Origin of the sequence: Halobaculum magnesiiphilum (assembly GCF_019823105.1) — an archaeon.
Lineage (GTDB): Archaea > Halobacteriota > Halobacteria > Halobacteriales > Haloferacaceae > Halobaculum > Halobaculum magnesiiphilum.
In genome coordinates this window covers 225,400-243,310 of the sequence record NZ_CP081960.1, presented here as the reverse complement: position 1 = coordinate 243,310, position 17,911 = coordinate 225,400, and the positions used below count along the sequence as shown (strand labels likewise).

At 68.3% G+C, this 17,911-nt stretch carries 17 protein-coding genes; 11 read left to right on the top strand and 6 right to left on the bottom strand.

Going from position 1 to position 17,911, the window contains the following annotated elements:
• Positions 1 to 2 precede the first annotated feature (2 nt).
• The 3 genes from K6T50_RS17655 to K6T50_RS17645 all read left to right on the top strand — a co-directional run bounded on the left by K6T50_RS17655 (position 3) and on the right by K6T50_RS17645 (position 2,523).
• A complete protein-coding gene (locus tag K6T50_RS17655) occupies positions 3 to 1,007 on the top strand; it encodes a CARDB domain-containing protein (protein WP_222609547.1) in 1,005 nt (334 codons plus the stop codon).
• 64 nt (positions 1,008 to 1,071) lie between these two features.
• On the top strand, positions 1,072 to 1,662 hold the full coding sequence (locus K6T50_RS17650) for a COG1361 family protein (protein ID WP_222609546.1): 591 nt from the start codon (positions 1,072 to 1,074) through the stop codon (positions 1,660 to 1,662).
• A 156-nt stretch (positions 1,663 to 1,818) separates the two neighbouring features.
• Positions 1,819 to 2,523, top strand: a complete 705-nt coding sequence (locus tag K6T50_RS17645; protein ID WP_222609545.1) for an endonuclease III domain-containing protein — start codon at positions 1,819 to 1,821, stop codon at positions 2,521 to 2,523.
• Positions 2,524 to 2,553: 30 nt separating this feature from the next.
• Here K6T50_RS17645 and K6T50_RS17640 read toward each other — a convergent pair whose 3' ends face one another.
• Positions 2,554 to 3,012, bottom strand: a complete 459-nt coding sequence (locus K6T50_RS17640; protein ID WP_222609544.1) for a universal stress protein — start codon at positions 3,010 to 3,012, stop codon at positions 2,554 to 2,556.
• Between the two features lie 91 nt (positions 3,013 to 3,103).
• Positions 3,104 to 4,210, bottom strand: coding sequence for a sulfite exporter TauE/SafE family protein (locus tag K6T50_RS17635; RefSeq protein ID WP_222609543.1), 1,107 nt, complete (start codon positions 4,208 to 4,210; stop codon positions 3,104 to 3,106).
• A 393-nt stretch (positions 4,211 to 4,603) separates the two neighbouring features.
• On the opposite strand from K6T50_RS17635, the gene K6T50_RS17630 reads away from it, so the two are divergent.
• From K6T50_RS17630 to K6T50_RS17615, 4 genes are all read left to right on the top strand, one after another.
• On the top strand, positions 4,604 to 6,790 hold the full coding sequence (locus tag K6T50_RS17630) for an acetate--CoA ligase family protein (RefSeq protein ID WP_222609542.1): 2,187 nt from the start codon (positions 4,604 to 4,606) through the stop codon (positions 6,788 to 6,790).
• Positions 6,787 to 7,851, top strand: a complete 1,065-nt coding sequence (locus K6T50_RS17625) for a phosphotransacetylase family protein (RefSeq protein ID WP_222609541.1) — start codon at positions 6,787 to 6,789, stop codon at positions 7,849 to 7,851. Before K6T50_RS17630 ends, K6T50_RS17625 begins: the two co-directional genes overlap by 4 nt.
• A gap of 261 nt (positions 7,852 to 8,112) precedes the next feature.
• Positions 8,113 to 9,699, top strand: a complete 1,587-nt coding sequence (locus tag K6T50_RS17620; RefSeq protein WP_222609540.1) for a methyl-accepting chemotaxis protein — start codon at positions 8,113 to 8,115, stop codon at positions 9,697 to 9,699.
• A complete protein-coding gene (locus K6T50_RS17615; protein WP_222609539.1) occupies positions 9,696 to 10,418 on the top strand; it encodes a G protein-coupled receptor family protein in 723 nt (240 codons plus the stop codon). The genes K6T50_RS17620 and K6T50_RS17615 overlap by 4 nt, the downstream gene beginning before the upstream one ends.
• Before the next feature lie 34 nt (positions 10,419 to 10,452).
• On the opposite strand, the gene K6T50_RS17610 is transcribed toward K6T50_RS17615, so the two are convergent.
• The 3 genes from K6T50_RS17610 to K6T50_RS17600 form a co-directional block, all read right to left on the bottom strand.
• Complete coding sequence (locus K6T50_RS17610) at positions 10,453 to 11,367, bottom strand: NAD(P)/FAD-dependent oxidoreductase (protein ID WP_222609538.1); 915 nt, start codon at positions 11,365 to 11,367, stop codon at positions 10,453 to 10,455.
• The gene (locus tag K6T50_RS17605; protein ID WP_222609537.1) at positions 11,360 to 12,517 is read right to left on the bottom strand and encodes an ABC transporter substrate-binding protein; all 1,158 of its coding nucleotides are present in this window, start codon (positions 12,515 to 12,517) and stop codon (positions 11,360 to 11,362) included. Before K6T50_RS17605 ends, K6T50_RS17610 begins: the two co-directional genes overlap by 8 nt.
• Positions 12,518 to 12,631: 114 nt before the next feature.
• Positions 12,632 to 13,099 (bottom strand): metal-dependent transcriptional regulator, encoded by a 468-nt coding sequence (locus K6T50_RS17600; protein ID WP_222609536.1) that lies wholly within the window; start codon positions 13,097 to 13,099, stop codon positions 12,632 to 12,634.
• A 299-nt stretch (positions 13,100 to 13,398) separates the two neighbouring features.
• On the opposite strand from K6T50_RS17600, the gene K6T50_RS17595 reads away from it, so the two are divergent.
• The gene (locus K6T50_RS17595; RefSeq protein WP_222609535.1) at positions 13,399 to 13,725 is read left to right on the top strand and encodes a NifU family protein; all 327 of its coding nucleotides are present in this window, start codon (positions 13,399 to 13,401) and stop codon (positions 13,723 to 13,725) included.
• Between the two features lie 94 nt (positions 13,726 to 13,819).
• Here K6T50_RS17595 and K6T50_RS17590 read toward each other — a convergent pair whose 3' ends face one another.
• Positions 13,820 to 14,374 (bottom strand): DoxX family protein, encoded by a 555-nt coding sequence (locus K6T50_RS17590; RefSeq protein WP_222609534.1) that lies wholly within the window; start codon positions 14,372 to 14,374, stop codon positions 13,820 to 13,822.
• A gap of 185 nt (positions 14,375 to 14,559) precedes the next feature.
• Here K6T50_RS17590 and K6T50_RS17585 point away from each other — a divergent pair, with 185 nt between their 5' ends.
• From K6T50_RS17585 to K6T50_RS17575, 3 genes are all read left to right on the top strand, one after another.
• Positions 14,560 to 15,243: a TIGR00266 family protein gene (locus K6T50_RS17585; RefSeq protein ID WP_222609533.1), complete on the top strand. Its 684-nt coding sequence runs from the start codon at positions 14,560 to 14,562 to the stop codon at positions 15,241 to 15,243.
• A gap of 92 nt (positions 15,244 to 15,335) precedes the next feature.
• Positions 15,336 to 16,682 carry a TIGR00341 family protein gene (locus tag K6T50_RS17580; RefSeq protein ID WP_222609532.1) on the top strand — a complete coding sequence of 449 codons (1,347 nt, stop codon included), beginning with the start codon at positions 15,336 to 15,338 and terminating at the stop codon, positions 16,680 to 16,682.
• 39 nt (positions 16,683 to 16,721) lie between these two features.
• The gene (locus K6T50_RS17575; RefSeq protein ID WP_222609531.1) at positions 16,722 to 17,891 is read left to right on the top strand and encodes a sensor histidine kinase; all 1,170 of its coding nucleotides are present in this window, start codon (positions 16,722 to 16,724) and stop codon (positions 17,889 to 17,891) included.
• Positions 17,892 to 17,911 lie beyond the last annotated feature (20 nt).

Below are 17,911 nucleotides of genomic sequence, written 5' to 3'. Positions count from 1 at the left end.
CGATGCAGGACACATCTACTCAGATACCGGAGCTGTTCGACGAGTACCGCAGCGCGCTGGCGGAGGGAGACCTCCCGGCGGCGGTCGGATACGCCGTACAGATCGACGACACGGAGTCGAGCATCGATTCGCTGTTGGGCGACTTCTCGACGGCCGTCGACAACGACCGTCGGGTACTCGCTCGAACCATCCTCGGGCAGATCGCCGACGCGTACGAACGGAACGGACGGGAGTTCCAGGCCCGCACCCAGCGGGCGATGGCGGCAGTCGAGGAGGGCACTCTCACCGAATCCGAGCGGGAGGAGCTGCTCGCGTTCACGAGGAACGCCGCACAGACCGACCTGACCAGAACGGGCTTTCTCGTCGAGGCGGTGAACTTCTTCGAGGGAACCCGGGACGGGTCGGAGCTGGTCGAGACGACGAACCGCGTGCGCAACACGGAACGCGACATCGGCGAGGCGTCGGATACGGCCTCGTCGGTCGCCTCCGAAGCGTCGCTGACCGCGACCCCGAGTATCCTGGGAAACTCGGCGCCCGAGGAGCTGACGCGTGGAACCACCGTCGAGTTGGTCGCGACCGTCGGCAACGTCGGCGACGCGGAATCCGTCGACCTCTCGGTGACGGTCGAGTCCGACGAGGGTCTCGAGCCGGCCCGATCGTCCTACGAGGTGGGACGCCTCATGGGCGGCGACCGAACGGACGTGACGATCGAGGTCTCGGGGCGTCGGGCGGGCTCCCACTCAGTGACGATCAGGCTGGAGGCGGACGGTTCGGTCGTAGAGTCGGTGACACACTCGTTCGACGTGCGCGAGACGGCTCAGTCCGTCAGTGAGGCCATCGCGGGTGAGTCCGGCGAGCTGGACGCAACCGACATCAGAACGGCGATCACGCACTGGACGAACGACACGCAGGTGCCCGGAACCGGCGGCGAGACCGTCGACACCGAGACGCTCCAGGGGCTCGTCACCGAGTGGGTCGAGGCGAACGGGGATGAGACGGATGCGTGACCGGTCACACACGGACACGGACGCCCCATCCCGACGATTCCGGTCCACCTGTGCCGCCCTCGCCGTGGTCCTGGTGGTCGCCGCCGCTGCGACGGCGGGAGTCGCCGCCCAGTCCGACAACGGGATCGGTCTCTCGCTCGATCCGGTTCGCGACACCGTCGAGCCGGGTGAGACGGTTCAGATCGGCGTGACCGTCGAGAACGCCGGCGACGCGGTCGCGCCCGCCACGGTGTTGCGGTTGGGATCGCTGCCCGACGGCTGGACGCTCGATTCGTGGTCGGGAACCGACGCCGCGTTCCGCGACTCGACGAACGAGTGGCTCTGGACGGCGGTCGATCCCGGCGAGACGCTGAAGTTCACCGTGGTGGTCGCGGTGCCGTCCGACGCCGCGGGCGAGGGAACGGTGGCGGGCACGCTGAGCGACGGGACGGACCGGGAGACTTCGGCGAGCGCCACGATCCGAGTGAGTGAGGCGGACGCCACGACCACGCCGAACGACGCCGATTCGGGGAGTGGCGCGCCGGCGGGATCGGACCCCCAGTCGCGACTTGAGCGACTGCGCACCTCGGTGGAGACGCCCGGGTTCGGTCCGGTACCCGCGCTGCTGGGTCTCCTGTTGACCGCCGCGGCACTGGCGACTCGTCGACGGAAGTGAAGCCGGCGTCGTGCGGTTAACGATACGCGGTAAACCGGACCGGGGCGACGGCCGATCGCCCCGTCCAGCGGTGGTGTCAACAGGGCCTTGATCCGACGGTTCGGAACATATCGGCCCACTCATAGTCGAGAGCCGAAGTAGGTAACTCTTGCTGATATGTCGACACGAGCGGCGGACTGGGACGAGGCGGCCGTCCGCGACCAGCACGCCGATCTGGTCGAACTGCACGGCGCCATCGGCGCCAGCGACGCGCATGGCGCCGACAGCGACGCCGAACCGGGCGAGGGCGTCCGACAGTTGCTGACGACGATCCTCTCACAGAACGTCGCCGACGCGAACACCGACCGCGCCGCCGAGAGCCTCTTTTCGACGTACGACGACTTCGCGGCCATCGAGTCAGCCCCAACCGACGAGCTCGCGGAAACGATCCGCGTCGCCGGCCTGGCGGACACGAAGGCGACCCGGATCCAGCGTGCGCTCGCGGCGATCCGCGAGGAGACGGGCGGGGCCTACTCGCTGGCGTTCCTCGACGCGATGGGGACCGAGGAGGCGAAGGCGTGGCTCACCGACATCAAGGGCGTCGGCCCGAAGACGGCGGGCGTCGTCCTCAACTTCCACTTCGGCAAGCCGACGATGGCCGTCGACACCCACGTCGAACGCGTCTCCAAGCGGTTCGGGCTCGTCCCCGAGTCGGCGTCGAACGCCCGTGCTCACGACGTGCTCGACGCGACGATCCCGGACGAACTCACCTATCCGATACACGTGCTGCTCACCGAACACGGGCGCACCCACTGTTCGGCGCGCGACGCCGACTGTGACAACCCGGTGTGCGAGCAGTACTGCGATTGCGAGTGGTGCTGAGGGCTGCCGTCAGTCAGGCCACACGGTAAGTCAGGAGTGAGAAGGATCGTCGGGTTCCTGGCGTCGTGACACCGTGAGCACCGGGACGTGCGAGGAGCGGACGACCTTCTCGGTCACGCTTCCCACAAGGTATCTGTCGAGTCCGCTGCGACCGTGTGTCGCCATGACGATAGCGTCCACCCCCGCCTCCGCTGCGTATGCGGTGATCTCCGAAACCGGCGTCCCTTCGCGGATCGACCGCTCGACGACGATGTCATCCGGGATCGCGGACGTGGTTCGTGAGACGGCCTCCTCCGCGCGTTCGCGCTCGGCGTCGACCCACGCCTCCGCGGCGATCCCCGCCGATGGGCTCTCGAACCGGTTGCGCGTGTCGACAACCGAAAGCACGTGCACGGTCGCGTCGAACGCCCGAGCGAGGGCGTTGGCGTGCTCGATCGCGGCGTCGGTGCCGTCGCTGCCGTCGGTCGGCACGAGCAGGTCGTCGTACATCGCTCGCGTGTTCCTCGGCCGGGCGCAAAAGCGCCGGTGACTCGGGATCCCGACCGGGAGACCGTCCCGGCCACGGGGAGATCCGCGGCGGTCAGGCGATCCCGGTCGCCATTCCGAACAGCGCCACCGAGATAACCGCGAAGAGCACGCCGACGCCGGTCTTGATCGTCTCGGTGTCGACGGCGGTCGAGACGTAGGGGGCGATCTGTCCCCCGATCGCCGCCGCGGGGGCAGTGAACACGACCATGTTCCACGGGACGTTCGCGAGGTCCAAGGCGTGGCCGAAGTCGACGAACGCGCCGCCGAAGACGTGAACGAGCGACGCGATGACCGCGGTCACGGCGACGACGATGTGGTTCGTTCCGATAGCGATCCGGACCGGGACGTTCGTGCGCAACATCGAGATGATGCCCAATTCGCCGATGCCGAACCCGGCCAGCCCTTGAAACGCGCCGCCGATACTGTAGTTGCCGAACCGTTCGAGATAGCCGGCCCGGTCGTAGGTGTACTCGTTGCCGTCGTTGTCGACGCGTGTAACGACCCCGTCGGCGTCCGTCTCAACGCCCGCGGGGCCGGGTTTGTCGTCGTCATCGGGGAGGTCGTGACCGCCGCCGTCGGCGACCGCTTCAGCGTCGGCTCCGTCGTCGAACTCGGCATCGGCGTCGTCCGCGTGGTCGCCGTGACCGAGATCGGCGTTGAACAGCAGGTACGACGCTGCGAGCAGTGCGAGACCGAGCAGGGCGTAGAACACGGTCTCCGGGATAACGAACGACGCCAGCGCGCCGCCGACGACGAACGGGAGCCCGCCGACCACGAGGGAGACCGCGAGGCGGCGGTCGACGAGCCCGTAGCGGACGAACGCGAACGCGGAACTGGAGAGGCCGAACGACTCGCTGACGAGCCCCACGAGGACGATCTCCGAGGGAGAAAGCGGCTGTGCGACCAGCGGGAACAGGAAGATGAGGAACGGCACGAACAGCGCGGAGCCGCTGATCCCGACCGTGTTCACGATGGTCGCCCCGAGCATGAACACCGGGAGGAGCCACCAGTACTCGAACCAGTAGCTCGCGCCTGCGTCCGCGGGCGTCGGCGCCACGGTGTAGACCCCGATGACGAACAGCACGGGCGCGGTCAGTACGAACAGGTGTTGGTATCTGAGAAACGTCTCGACGAGCTCGTCGGTCGTGGACGAAGTCATTGTGGGTGTGAGGAAATCGACGGCGTCGCTCGGATGGGTCGCCTATGTAACGCGATCGACCGTACACCTGCTCCGTGGGGGCTGGCATTTAATTTCTGAGATCTCCGTCGTCATCGCCGTACGTGACCACATCCCACGACGCACTCGTACGGACGTTCGAACTCCGGATCACGGGTGATCGTCTATGAGGAATACGGCCCGAGGAGCGCCCTATCCGTCCATCGCCGGGGGTCAGTGCGTGACAACGGCGGGCAGATTCTTGTGCGGCGACCGCGAACCCCCGGACGGTGACGATGTGTACGAGACGAGTCCCGACAGGTTCGGTCCACGGACGCCGTCGACTCGCGAACGGGACCGGCGGCGGATCCGGTCGACGACAACGCGGGGTGAGCGATGAGCGGTGACCGAGACCCGGCCGACGCGTTGCTCGACAGCGATGATCCACTCGCCGACGACGCGACGACAGACGGCGGCGCGGCGCTCACGGGGTTGTTCGCCCCGGAGCGCGTCGCCGTCGTCGGCGCGACCGACCGCGAGGGATCGGTCGGCCGGGCGGTGACGGAGAACCTCATCGCCGAGTTCGACGGCGAAGTCGTCCCGGTGAACCCGAGCCGCGACGAGGTGCTGGGCCTGTCGTGCGTGGGATCGGTCGCCGATGCCGACGCCGACATGGCCGTCGTCGCGGTCCCGCCGGGCGCCGTCATCGACGTGGTCCGCGAGTGCGGCGAGTCCGGGGTCGACAACGTCGTCGTGCTCACGGCCGGCTTCGGCGAGACCGGGGCCGAGGGCGCCGACCGCGAACAGCAGCTCAGATCCGTCGCCGAGGAGTACGACCTGAACCTCGTCGGCCCGAACAGCCTCGGCGTGATGTCGAGCCCGCGCGGGCTCAACGCCACGTTCGGCCCCGACGCGCCGCCGGCGGGCGCCGTCTCGTTCATGAGCCAGTCGGGGGCGTTCGTCACGGCCGTCGTCGACTGGGCGAAAGAACAGGGGGTCGGCTTCAAGGACGTCGTCTCGCTGGGCAACAAGGCCGTCCTCGACGAGACGGACTTCGTGCGCGCGTGGGGCGACGACCCCGACACGGACGTGGTCGTCGGCTACCTCGAGAGTATCGACGACGGCCGCGCGTTCGTCGATGCCGCCCGCGAGACGACCGACGACACGCCCGTGACGGTCGTCAAGTCCGGGCGAACGGACGCCGGCGCGCAGGCGGCCTCCAGCCACACCGGCGCGATCGCCGGATCGGACCGGGCGTACGAGGCCGGCCTCGATGCTGCCGGCGTCCTCCGGGCGGAATCGGTTCAGGAGCTGTTCGATTCGGCCCGGGCGCTCGCCGGCGGCGACGTTCCCGAATCCGACGGCGTCGCCGTCGTGACGAACGCCGGCGGGCCGGGCGTGATGGCGACCGACGCCGTCGGCGACGCCGAGCGCCTCCGGCTCGCCAGCTTCGACGACGGGACGGTCGAGCGCCTCGGCGAGGCGCTGCCCGACGAGGCGAACGTGTACAACCCGGTCGACGTGATCGGCGACGCGAGCGTCGACCGGTTCCGCGAGGCGCTCGACATCGCGCTGCGGGATCCGGACGTCGGAACGGTCGTCGTGATCACCGCGCCGACGGCAACGCTGGACTTCGGCGAGTTGGGCGAGATGATCGCCGACGCCGCCGACGAGCACGGCGTCCCGATGGCCGCCTGCCTGATGGGCGGCGGTCGCCTCGCCGACGCCCGCGACGTGTTGCGCGAACGCGGGGTTCCGTCGTACTTCGACCCGGCGCGCGCGGTCGGGGGACTGGAGTCGCTCGCGGAGTACCGCGAGGTTCGGGGGCGCTCGTACCCCGCGCCGGAGCCGATCGACGCCGACCGCGACAGGGTCCGCGAGATCCTCTCGTCGGTCGAGGAGCGCTCGGACAACCGTCTCGGCGTCGAGGCGATGGAGATATTCGACGCCTACGGGATCCCGACACCCGAGGGCGCGGTCGTCGACGACCCCGCCGAGGCCGAGCAGATCGCCGAGGGGATCGGCGAGGAGGTCGTGATGAAGATCGTCTCGCCGGACATCCTCCACAAGTCCGACATCGGCGGCGTGAAGGTCGGCGTCCCGGTCGCGGAGGTCGCGGACGCATACGAGGACCTGGTGTCTCGGGCGCGCAACTACCAGCCCGACGCGACGATCCTCGGCGTGCAGGTCCAGGAGCTGATCGACCTCGACGACGGCGTCGAGACGATCGTCGGCAGCCACACCGACCCGCAGTTCGGCCCGCTGGTCATGTTCGGGCTGGGCGGCGTGTTCGTCGAGATCATGGAGGACACCACCTTCCGCCTGGCGCCGGTCGGCTGCGACGAGGCCGCCGAGATGACCGAGGAGATCGACGCCGCGCCCCTGTTGCGCGGCGCCCGCGGGCGCGAAGCGGTCGACATCGATTCGGTGGTCGACGCCGTCAGGCGGGTGTCACAGCTCGTCGCCGACTTCCCGAGCATCGTGGAACTGGACGTGAACCCACTGGTCGCGACGCCCGACGGGGTCCGGGCCGTCGACCTGCGACTCACCGTCGACCCCGAAGAGCTGGAGTCACAGTCATGAACCCGTTACTCGTCACATCGACCGCCGAGAGCACCGGCAAGACGGCCGTCACGCTCGCGCTCGCGCGCATCGCCGCCGAGCGCGGCCGCGAGGTCGGCTACATGAAACCGAAGGGCACGCGCCTCCAGAGCGTCGTCGGCAAGACGCTCGACGAGGACCCAATGCTCGCGCGAGAGCTGCTGGACACCGACGCCGAGATGCACGAAATGGAGCCGATCGTCTACTCGCCGACGTTCATCGAGGGGGCCATCCGCGGCCGCGAGGACCCCGACGAGCTCCGCGAGCGAATCGCGGAGGCGTACGACGGGCTCGCCGAGGACACCGACGCGATGTTCGTCGAGGGCGGCGGCGACGTTCGCACCGGCGGCGTCGTCGACCTCACCGACCCGGAGGTGGCCGAGCTCCTCGACGCCGACGTACTGCTGGTGGCCGAGTACGGGGAGTCCGGCGACGTGGACGACCTGCTCGCGGCCGTCGACGACGTGGGCGACCGCCTGGCGGGCGTCCTCTTCAACCGCGTCGACGACGCCGTCTACGACGACGTGGACCAGGACGTGATCCCGTTCCTCACGAGCCGCGGCGTCGACACGCTCGGGGCGCTCCCGCGCAGTCCGGAGCTCGCCGGCGTGACCGTGTCGGCGCTGGCGGACGAACTCGGCGCGGACGTGCTCGTCGAGGGCGACGGCGACGCGCTCGTCCAGCGGTTCACGGTCGGGGCGATGGGCGCCGAGGAGGCGCTGCGGCACTTCAGGCGCGCACGCGACGCCGCGGTCATCACCGGCGGCGACCGCTCCGACATCGCCACGGCGGCCGTCGAGGCCAACAGCGTTCGCTGTCTCGTGCTTACCGGCGGGCATCGGCCCTCCGGCTCGGTGCTCGGGAAGGCGAAGGAGGCCGGCCTTCCGGTGCTGTCCGTGCCCTCGGACACGCTCACCACCGTCGACCGCGCGGAGGACGTGATCCGCAGCGGCCGCACTCGGGACGCGCGAACCGTCGAAGTGATGCGCGAACTGTTGGAGACCCACGCTGACGTTGAGGCGCTGGTCGGAGCCGAGACGTAGCGCCGAACTGCGGTCGGCGCTGTCGTCGGTCCCTCCCGAGTTGTCCACTTGACTCAGGCATCGGTGCTGTCGACCATCCCTGGTCCAGGTTCCGTCCGATTCCTTCGATATTGAATCAATAGCGACTAGATCGCTTCGAGATAGAATTCGAATCCAAGTTGCTGAAATAGACGCCCGGAACGGAGCTCGGTACGGCCTCCGTATTGAATCTGATTTCCGGGGAGATCCACTTATATATGCGATCGTGGACGCGGTCGACAAATGACGCTTGCAGCCACACTGACAGAAAAGTATACCAGACGGATCGGGACCACGCTTATCGGTGCGACGCTCGCGACGCTCGCGTTTGCGGCCGTCTGTGTCGCGTCGGTCCGACAAACACCCGGGTCCGGCGTCGGCGCTGTCGTCGCGCTCGCGTTCGTCTTCACGCTCAACCTCGGGTTAGTGACGATCGTCGTCGGCGGGAACGTCGGGTTGGAACTGAAGCGGCTGATAGCGGCCACGAACGATATGCGAGCCGGAAACCTCGACGACGTGACCGTTCGCTCGGATCGACGGGACGAGTTCGGCGAACTCGCGACGGCCTTCGGTGACATGCGTGACTCGTTGCGGGAGGCGATGGCCGACTCCGAACGGGCACGCACGCGGGCCGAGAACGCACAGGCGGACGCCGAGGCGTTCAACGAGGAACTACTCGATCACGCGGACACGGTCGCCGAGTCGATAGCGGCGGTGTCGGACGGTCACCTCGACGACACGGCGCCGACGGAGACCGGCATCGAAGCGATCGACTCGATCGGGAGCGCCTACACCGAGATGACGAACGACCTCTCGGAGACGGTCGTCCAGATACGCGCGTTCGCGGATCGCGTCGACGACGTCGCCACGTCGGTTCGCGACGACGCCGCGACCGTCGAGAGCGACCAACGCCGGTTCGCGACCGACCTCCGCGATCACGCCGAATCGATCGTCGATCAAGCCGACGAGTTGGAGTCGGTCAGCGACGAAGCCGCACAGCTGTCGGCCGCCATCGAAGAGATCGCCTCGACGGCCGACAGCGTGGAAGAGCAAGCGGGTCGAGCGGCCGGGCTGAGCGACGAGGGGAGTGCCCAAGCAGCCGAGACCGTCTCGTCGATGCGGGACCTCGATGAGACCATCACGGAACTCGCCGAGCTGGTGGAGGCGCTGGAGGAAAGTATGACCGATGTCGCCGACTCGACGGCACTGATCGAGGAAATATCGGAGCAAACCAACCTCCTCGCGCTCAACGCGAACATCGAGGCTGCCCGTTCGGGCGCCGACGGGGACGGCTTCGCCGTCGTCGCCGAGGAAGTGAAGTCGCTCGCGGAGGAGACTCGCCGCCAGTCCGACGACATCGCCGCAGTCATCGGGCGGACACAGGACGATGTCGACGACGTGATCGAGGAGATGCGGGAGGCCGAATCGAAGATCGACGCCGGCGTTTCGACGGCGACGGCCAGCGGCGACACCTTCGAGAAGCTCGACGCCTCGGCGACGGACGTCGAAGGGTCCGTCACCGAGGTCGCCCGCGCGACGGAGGATGCGGCCGCGCGGACGGAGGAAGTCACGGCGACGGTCAACGACGTCTCAGACCACGCCCGCCGCCTCGCCGATCGAGGTCGCGAGATCGCGGCCGCCGCCGAGGAGACCGCCGAGACGGTCGGGACGATGCACGACCGCGCCGAGGAACTGACCGACGCGACCGCCACGCTTCGGGAGCGGCTGGAGCGGTTCACGGTCGCGGCCGATACCGATCACGTCGCCGACAACGGGCATGTCGCATCCGGCCCGAGCGCGACCGTCGCCACCGACGGAGGGGACCGATGATCCCGTCGACGACGATGTATCTCGGTGCGGCCGCGGTGTACGCCGTCGCCTTTCTCCTGCTCGCGGGGTGGTATCGACGCCTCGACGGCGCCGGAACGCGCCTGTGTGCGGCCGCCGCCGGGTTCGTCGGACTCTCCGCGGTCGCGTACGCGGCAATGGGCCTAGGGCTCGGAACGGTCCCGGTTGCCGGCGGGGTCGTCGACGTACCGAACCTGGTCGACGACATGATCACGTACTCCGGCCTGTATGCGATCACCGTCGTCCTCGCGGGCGCATCGATGCGATGGCTCCTCACCGTAACCGGAATCGTTGCGATCCAACGTCTGTCGTTCGCGCTCCCGAACGGTGGCATCGTGGACGGAACGGGGATGCTCGTGGCGGCCGGGATCGTGGTTGCAGGGTGGTTCGTGGTCGTCGCTATCTTCGCGAAGCCGGTCTGGCGGGCCGCGCTGGATCAGTCCCCGGAACGGCGACTCGTCCACTGGAAGTGCCGCAATCTCGTGGTGTTCCTGTTCGCGATGCTCATCGTGTACGCACTGATCGCCTTGTCGGGCATGCTCACCGAGTTCCTGCTCACGTCGCTGAACATCTACATCGACTTCCTGATGCGCATCGGCGTCGCGGCGTTCCTGTTCGCGAATGCTGGGAAGATCGGGGCCCACGAGGACACTGACCGGGACAGCCCGCCAGTCGGAGCCCGGTCCGCTGCTGCCGACTGAGTTGACGTTCGGGCGACGAAATCGGTAGGATCGATCAGGTGTTCGATCCGATCGCGTCGCCGTCGGCGAGGTACGCGGCGATCTCTTCGTCGTCGATCGCATCGAGCACGACGTCCGAATCCAGGTGTTCAGCGAGGCGTCGGTGGCCCCGCTCGCGGCGCGCCGCGATCTCCTCCTCCGACAGGCGCGTGGCGAACGCCCGGTCGATGTACCGCTCGCGAAGGTCGTCGATGCGCTCGGCCGGGACTTCGTCGTCCCCGTGAAGTTCGCTGTCGAACCACTCGCGCCATCGGTCGCGGTCGGCCCACTCGCCGGTGAACTCGCTGTCCGGGCGGAGCCAGTCGTAGTGGGGGACGACGCCGCCCGAGAACCCCTCCGACCGTCGGAGATCGGCGAGCACCGTGCGGGCGACGTGTGCGCCGTGGCCGACCGCGATTGCGACCTGATCGTTGCGTCCGTCGGTCGGCGCAGCGACGTACAGGCCGTCGACGGGCGTGCTTCCGTCGTCGTTCGGGAGGTCGCGGTCGAGCTGTTCGCGCTCCTCGCCGTGGTGCTCGTGCGTCTCGAAGAACTCGTCGCCGTCGTCGAGCGCCCGGAGGTACGACGCGTCGTACCACGCGGCCGCGACGACGTACCGGGCGGTGACCGGCTCCCCGTCCGCGGGCGTCACTCGGAACCCGGTATCGTCGCGCTCGACCGACTCGACGAGGTCCTCCCTGCGGTCGCCTCCGGCCTCCGCGAGGTGATCGCGAAACAGCGCGGTGAGCGTTTCGACGTCGATCCCGCCGGGAAAGCCCGGGTAGTTCTCGATGAACGCGGCCCGCGCGAGCGCCGCGTTCCCGCGGTCGTACACGACCGTGTCGAGGCCGTAGCGGGCGGTGAACACGCCCACGCCGGTTCCGGTCGGGCCGCCCCCGACGACGACGACCTCGTGGTCCGGCTCAGGCATCGCCGAACTCGCCGGTGACGATGTTCGCGACGCGCTCGCGGTCGAACAGCTCCTCGCCGCCGAACTCGTCGGGGTACAGTCCCTGAGCGGCCTGTTCGAGTTGGAAGAGGTTGATGATCGGCCCCTGGTAGGTGAGCCCGCCGTAGATCACTCGATCGTTTTCGACGGCCGTCAGCTCGCTCGCGACCTCGTGGTTCTCCAGGTACGACCGAACGTTCTCGTCGAAGTACTCCTCGGTGATCTCGCCCTGGATCCGGATCGCGAGCGCGTCGGGGTCGATCTCCAATAGCGTCTCGAAGTCGAGGACGCCGCCGCCGGCCTGCGCGTCGTCCACACCCGCGGCCGCGAGCGCGTCGCCCACCTGGAGGTCGCGCCAGTGCTTCGAGGTCGTTCCCTCCCCCTCGAGGTACGGGTAGAACCCCTCCGGCGGGATCTCGGCCGGGTACAGCAGCGCGACGTCCGGCGTGTCCGCGGGCAACCGGTCCCGCACGTCCGCGAGAATCTCGTCGTGGTAGTCGCGGAACGCCTCGTAGCGCTCCCGCTCGTGGAACACCTCCGCGAGCTTCCCGAACGCCTCGTACATCGAGTAGTGCGGGTAGTCGTGCCAGTCGTACACCCGTGTGAACGTCGTGTTGCCGACGAACGGCGCGACGTTCTCGGCGACCTCGTCCACGTCGCTCCGGCTCCAGCCGAGCCGGTTGGTCATGAAGTTCGGGTCGATGACGTGCACGTCGGCGTCGATCTCGTAGAAGATCTCCTTGCCCGTGCCGTCCTGGTACAGGGCGGTGAGCTCGTCGGTGTCGACGGAAACGCCCGGCAGCTCCTCGTACAGGTGCGCGCCGTACCGGCCCGGGACCCCGATCCCGGCCAGCCCGTCGGCCTGCCCCAGCGCGACGCCCATGTCGGCGTAAACGCCGGTGAACGGCACCCACCGTTCGGGGACGGCATCGAACTCGACGGTCCCTGCCGGCTCCATCGTCACTGAGTAGCCGGGCTCGGGCGTCGCGGTCGGCTCGTCCGTCGTCGTCTCGGTGTCCGCGGCGGTTTCCGAACCATCGCTCGACCGACCCGCACAGCCCGCGAGCAGTCCTGCGCCGATCACAGCTCCGCCGAGCACGTCCCGGCGCGTACGTGGGATCTCTCCAGCCATATTTTTAGGCTTGCCTAAAACATACTAAACGTTCCCATTTTCGACACGGGGAGGGATCGGTCAATTAGATCGACGAGTGGTACCAAGCGAACCGGTCGCGACCCTCGGTCCGATTCATCCGCCGTCAGGCCGTGAGTGACCGTTCTCCGATTCAGATTCCGAGTCGGCGGCGGATGGCTCATCGCCGGCGGCCGGTTCGGGGAATCTATCCGGCAGCTCGTCCGGATCCGAGGAGAGCAACGAGTCGGCGAGTCGCTCGGCCACATCGGGACCGAGCGTTCCGGCGATCTCGAGGGCCTGTCGCTCGTGGTCGTCCAACTCGAGGACGCCCCGGAAGAACCACGACAGCGCGGCGTACGTCTCGTGTAGCTCCTCGGCGCGCCCGCGACCCGCCTCGGTCAGGGTCGCCCCCTCGTACGGCTCGTACTCCACGTATCCCTCCTCTGCGAGGTCCTTCATCATCTCCGTCGCCGACGCCGGCGTCCGGTCGAGCCGCTCGGCGACCGTTCCGGTCCGTATCGGCGGGTCCTGTCGGTGTTCACAGATGAACAGCGCGAGTAGGTACTGCGCCGAACTGCTCATCAGCCCCTTCCCTCCGGCAGTTCGCGGCTCCCCTCCGGAGTCGCGAGCCCTCCGTCCGCGGGCCCCGACCCGAATCCGTTGCGCATGCTTTTTCGGTCTACCTAAAAAATAAAAATTCTGTCGGTGTACCGGTCCCTCACCCCTCGACGACCTGACCGTACCGAGGAGAGCGATCGGGTAACGGTGTGAGAAATAATTGAATATTCTCGGAGTTTTCGGCGTTCCAAATACATTCATGTTCGTTTTAGGGACTCCAAACTGGATACAACTATACTCCCGCCGGTCCAACTGGTGGGTGTATGAGCGCGAACGGCCTCGAACGGCGAACAGCGAACTACCTGAGCAACAACGTCCCGCAGATCCAGCAGCACGGCGGCCACTTCGAGATCGAGGACGTCGACGACGAGACCGGAGCGGTAACCGTCGCGATCGGCGGCGCCTGCTCGGGCTGCGGCATCGCGCCGATGACGATGAAGGCGATCGAGCATCGGCTTCCCGAGGAGCTCGACGGCGTCAGCTCCGTCACGGTCCGTCGCGCGGGCGGCCCGCGTGCAGCGGTCATGCCCAACAAGACCGAGGAGATGGAGGAGATGGCCGAGTACGAGGACTACTCGCCGCCGTTCTGATCCGGTCGGCCGGGTAGTTCGGGTCGCTATCCTGTCGGCACCGTTCTACTCCGGGAGAAATCGCTCCGAGCGACAGGGAATTTCCGGACGGCACTCACCCGAGCACGTACCGGAGCCACGGGTACCGCTCGACGAGGGTCTCGCCACCAACGTCGTACGCCTCGATGTACTGGTCGAGTCCGAGGATCCGACCGGCGCCGAAGGCGGCGACCGAGAGGAACACGAGCATGTACGCGAAGTCGCCGTTGATGTAGCCGTGGGAGATGTCCCAGTTGCCGAGATAGAACAGCAGCATCATGAACGCGCCGAAGAACGCCGCGAGCCGCGTGAACCCCCCGACGATCACGCCGAGTCCGATGAGCACCTCGCCCCACGGTACGGCGATGTTGACGAAGTCGACGAACCACGGCGTGTTCCCCATGGCGACGAACAGGCCGGCAACCGGGCTTCCGTTCGCCGGCGGCGCGTTCTGCAGGTAGCCGGCGGCGCTGAAGCTCCCCGACAACACCTTGTCGACGCCGCTCTGGAAGAACGCGAGGCCGATCATCAGCCTGAGCGCGAGGATGAACCAGACGCTCAACGTGTGCAGTTTGCCCTCCGCAGTGAACCCCCCGATCGTGCTCCGCAGTTCGACCTCTCGTGTGGACATCGACCGGAAGATGACAACTCACCCAATTAAGTCTACTCGCCGAACATATTCGAACGACTGCGGAGCCGAACCCTGCGCAGGTCGTCCGCCCGCCGCTAGCGATGCCGCGGGGCGCCGACCGAGACGGTTCCCGACCTGTCAGAGCCGAGGGAGAGGTATTTCTCGTGAGCCGACGACCACACCGTATGGACCACGAAGTCACCTCGCGCCCGTCGTTCGCGCTGCTCACCGTCTCCCTCGATCGGGGAGAGGCCGTCCGCGCGGAGGCGGGTGCCATGGTCAGCCACGACCCCGGCGTCGACATCGAGACGAACGCGACCGGCGGGTTCCTGAAGTCCCTCCGACGCGCGGTCGGCGGCGAGAGCTTCTTCCAGAACACATTCACCGCGACGGAGGGCGGCGACGTGCAGTTCGCGCCGCCGCTCCCGGGCGACATCGAACACCTCGAACTGCGGGGGGAGACGGTGTACGTCCAGTCGGGGTCGTACCTCGCGGGCGACGCGAACCTCGACGTGGACACCGACTTCGGCGGCGCCCGGACGTTCCTCGGCGGGGAGGGACTGTTCCTCCTTCGGGTCGCCGGCGACGGCCCGCTGTTCGTGTCGAGCTACGGCGCCATCGAGGCGATCGACCTCGACGACCGCGACTCGTTCGTCGTCGACACCGGCCACGTCGTCGCCTTCGAGGAGACGGCCGACTTCACCGTCCGGCGCGTCGGGGGACTGCGCTCGACGCTGACGAGCGGCGAGGGGCTCGTGTGTGAGTTCACCGGCTCGGGGACCGTGTGGCTCCAGTCGCGCAGTCAGGACGCGTTCCTCTCGTGGCTGATCCCGAAACTGCCGACCAGGTCATCGTCGTCGTCGACCTGAGCGACGGGCCCGTGAGTCGGAACGGCGCACGCGTCACAGCGCCGTGAGAACGCCCGCCCGGGATAACCACCCCGGGGCGTGAAGCCGGCTGCATGCGACTGGTCCGGACGCTAGTGTCGGCCGACGCCGTCGAAGAGGTGGAGGCGATACTCGACGGCTACGACATCGATCACGTGGTCGTGCGCGAGGCGAGCGACCGTGAAGACGCGGTGCTCGTGGAGTTCCCCGTGCCGACACAGGCGGTCGAAACCGTGCTCGACGAGCTCCGCGACATTGGGGACGGCGAGGACGCGTACACGGTCGTCGCCAGCGCGGAGTCGGTGTTCGCCCCCCACGTCGACGAACTGGAGGCGCGGTTCGTCACCGGCACCGAGGAGAACGACGCGATCGCCACCGAGGAGGTGCGCGCGACCGCCCTCGATCTGACGCCGAGCCCGCTGACGTACTACTCGATGACGGCGCTGAGCGCGCTCGTCGCGACCGCGGGGCTCCTGCTCGACTCCGCGGCGATCGTCGTCGGATCCATGGTGATCGCGCCGCTGGTGGGGTCGGCGCTCACCGCCAGCGTGGGGACCGTCCTCGACGAACGCGACATGCTGTGGGAGGGGTTGAAGACGCAACTCCTGGGACTCGTGCTCGCGATCGCGGCGGCGACCGCGTTCGGCGCCGCGCTACGGTACGCGACGGTGCTCCCGCCGGCCTTGAACGTGACCACGACCCAGCAGATCGCCGGCCGCGTCTCGCCCGGCCTGCTGTCGATCGTCGTGGGCGCGTGCGCGGGCGCCGCCGGCGCGTTCGGGCTCGCGACCGGGGTGTCGGTCGCGCTCGTCGGCGTGATGGTTGCGGCGGCGCTGGTACCCGCGGCCGCCGCGGTCGGCGTCGGCATCGCGTGGGGCGTCCCCGGCGTCGCGGTGGGCGCGTTCCTGCTGCTCGTGTTGAACGTGGTCGCGATCCACCTGTCGGCGGCGGCGGTGCTGTGGTATCTCGGCTACCGCCCCGAGCGGTCGACCGCCGGCGGCGACGACGCCGTCGGCGCCACCCCCCGGTACACCTCTGCGGCGCTACTGGCCCTCGTCCTCGCGGCGACCCTTCTCGTCAGCGGCGGACTCGTGGCCGCCCAGATCGGCTTCGAGCGCCAGGCCAACGACGCCGCCGGCGACGTGCTCGCGGACGAGTCCTACGCCGATCTGGAGCTCGTGTCGGTGTCGACGGCGTTCCGGCTCCGCGCCCCCGTGTCGGTGGGGGACGAACAGCGGGTCACGGTCGTCGTCGCCCGACCCGAGGACCGGCCCTATCCCGAGTTGAGTCGGGCGATCGCCAACCGGATCGAACGCGAGACCGGCAGGGAGGCGACGGTCACCGTCGAATTCATCGAGCGACAGACGGCCGCCTCGAACGGGAACGGGAAGGGCAACCGACCGTTTCCAACATCCGGGTGACACCGTACCATTAAGCCAGCCGCTCAGGAACCGCCGACGATGACCGACGCTCCGGAGGCCGGCGACCACTTCGCCGCCCTCTACCGACTCGCGAGCGTGGACGGGTTGCCCCTCGGGGATAAGATCGATCGCGCGATCGAGGTGGGATGTGAGCGGCTCGACGTCCCCAACGGCGTGCTCTCGTACACCGCCGACGGAGAGTACGAGGTGATCAAGTCGACGATCAACGAGGGCGTGTACGCGCCCGGCGGCCGGAGCGACCTCGAGCGGACGTGGTGCCGCCACGTCATCGAGGATCGGGAACTGCTCTCGTTCGCGGACGTGGCGGAATCGGCCTACGCCGACGACGTGGCGGTGGAGGCGACCGGCATCTCCTGTTACATCGGCGCGGCCGTCGTCGTCGACAACGAGACGTACGGAACGTTGTGTTTCTCCAGCGAGGATCCGCGGGAGACCGGGTTCACAGACATCGAACGACGGTTCGTCCGTCTGCTCGCGCAGTGGGTGTCGTACGAACTCGAGCGCGACCGCCACCACCGCGAACTGCGCGAGCAGAACGAGCGGCTCGACGAGTTCGTCGGCATCGTCGCCCACGACCTCCGGAACCCACTCGGGACGGTGCAGGGCTACACGGACCTCGCGCTGGAATCGGCGGAGGGGACCCAAGCCGACCACCTGCGTCGCATCGAGCGTGCGGCCGACCGAATGGAGCGACTCGTCAACGATCTCCTGCGGCTCGCCCGTGACGGGGGCGACGTGGGCGAGCGGGTCCCGGTCGAGGTGGCGGCCGTCGCCCGCGACGCGTGGTCGTTCTTCGACAACGGCGAGGCGACACTGGAGGTGCACAGCGACGCGACCGTGTACGCGAACCGCTCGCGGCTCCAACAGCTGTTCGAGAACCTCTTCAGAAACGCCGTCGAGCACTGTGGGCCGACGGTGAACGTCGCCGTCCGCGACACGGAGGACGGGTTCACAGTCGCGGACGACGGCCCGGGACTGCCGGTGGAGATCGAGGAGACCCTGTTCACCCCATCGTTCGACCGGGGCGCCGGGATCGGGCTCGGGCTCCTGATCGTCGAACGCGTCGTCAGCGGGCACGAGTGGGAGGCCTCGGTCCACAGCGACGCCGGCGGGACGACGTTCACGTTCGACGGCGTCGAGCACGTCGGCGGCGAACCACAGCTCGTGGCCGGGGACAGCCGAGGGTGAGGGAAACGCAGCTTCGCCGC

Bases quoted from the DNA above. Each gene is read 5' to 3' on its own strand.
- K6T50_RS17600 (WP_222609536.1), bottom strand. From the start codon at position 13,099: ATGAGCAGTTCGGCGCAGTACCTACTCGCGCTGTTCATCTGTGAACAC.
- K6T50_RS17620 (WP_222609540.1), top strand. From the start codon at position 8,113: ATGACGCTTGCAGCCACACTGACAGAAAAGTATACCAGACGGATCGGG.
- K6T50_RS17585 (WP_222609533.1), top strand. From the start codon at position 14,560: ATGGACCACGAAGTCACCTCGCGCCCGTCGTTCGCGCTGCTCACCGTC.
- K6T50_RS17605 (WP_222609537.1), bottom strand. From the start codon at position 12,517: ATGGCTGGAGAGATCCCACGTACGCGCCGGGACGTGCTCGGCGGAGCT.
- K6T50_RS17655 (WP_222609547.1), top strand. From the start codon at position 3: ATGCAGGACACATCTACTCAGATACCGGAGCTGTTCGACGAGTACCGC.
- K6T50_RS17640 (WP_222609544.1), bottom strand. From the start codon at position 3,012: ATGTACGACGACCTGCTCGTGCCGACCGACGGCAGCGACGGCACCGAC.
- K6T50_RS17645 (WP_222609545.1), top strand. From the start codon at position 1,819: ATGTCGACACGAGCGGCGGACTGGGACGAGGCGGCCGTCCGCGACCAG.
- K6T50_RS17635 (WP_222609543.1), bottom strand. From the start codon at position 4,210: ATGACTTCGTCCACGACCGACGAGCTCGTCGAGACGTTTCTCAGATAC.
- K6T50_RS17575 (WP_222609531.1), top strand. From the start codon at position 16,722: ATGACCGACGCTCCGGAGGCCGGCGACCACTTCGCCGCCCTCTACCGA.
- K6T50_RS17630 (WP_222609542.1), top strand. From the start codon at position 4,604: ATGAGCGGTGACCGAGACCCGGCCGACGCGTTGCTCGACAGCGATGAT.
- K6T50_RS17625 (WP_222609541.1), top strand. From the start codon at position 6,787: ATGAACCCGTTACTCGTCACATCGACCGCCGAGAGCACCGGCAAGACG.
- K6T50_RS17590 (WP_222609534.1), bottom strand. From the start codon at position 14,374: ATGTCCACACGAGAGGTCGAACTGCGGAGCACGATCGGGGGGTTCACT.
- K6T50_RS17580 (WP_222609532.1), top strand. From the start codon at position 15,336: ATGCGACTGGTCCGGACGCTAGTGTCGGCCGACGCCGTCGAAGAGGTG.
- K6T50_RS17615 (WP_222609539.1), top strand. From the start codon at position 9,696: ATGATCCCGTCGACGACGATGTATCTCGGTGCGGCCGCGGTGTACGCC.
- K6T50_RS17595 (WP_222609535.1), top strand. From the start codon at position 13,399: ATGAGCGCGAACGGCCTCGAACGGCGAACAGCGAACTACCTGAGCAAC.
- K6T50_RS17610 (WP_222609538.1), bottom strand. From the start codon at position 11,367: ATGCCTGAGCCGGACCACGAGGTCGTCGTCGTCGGGGGCGGCCCGACC.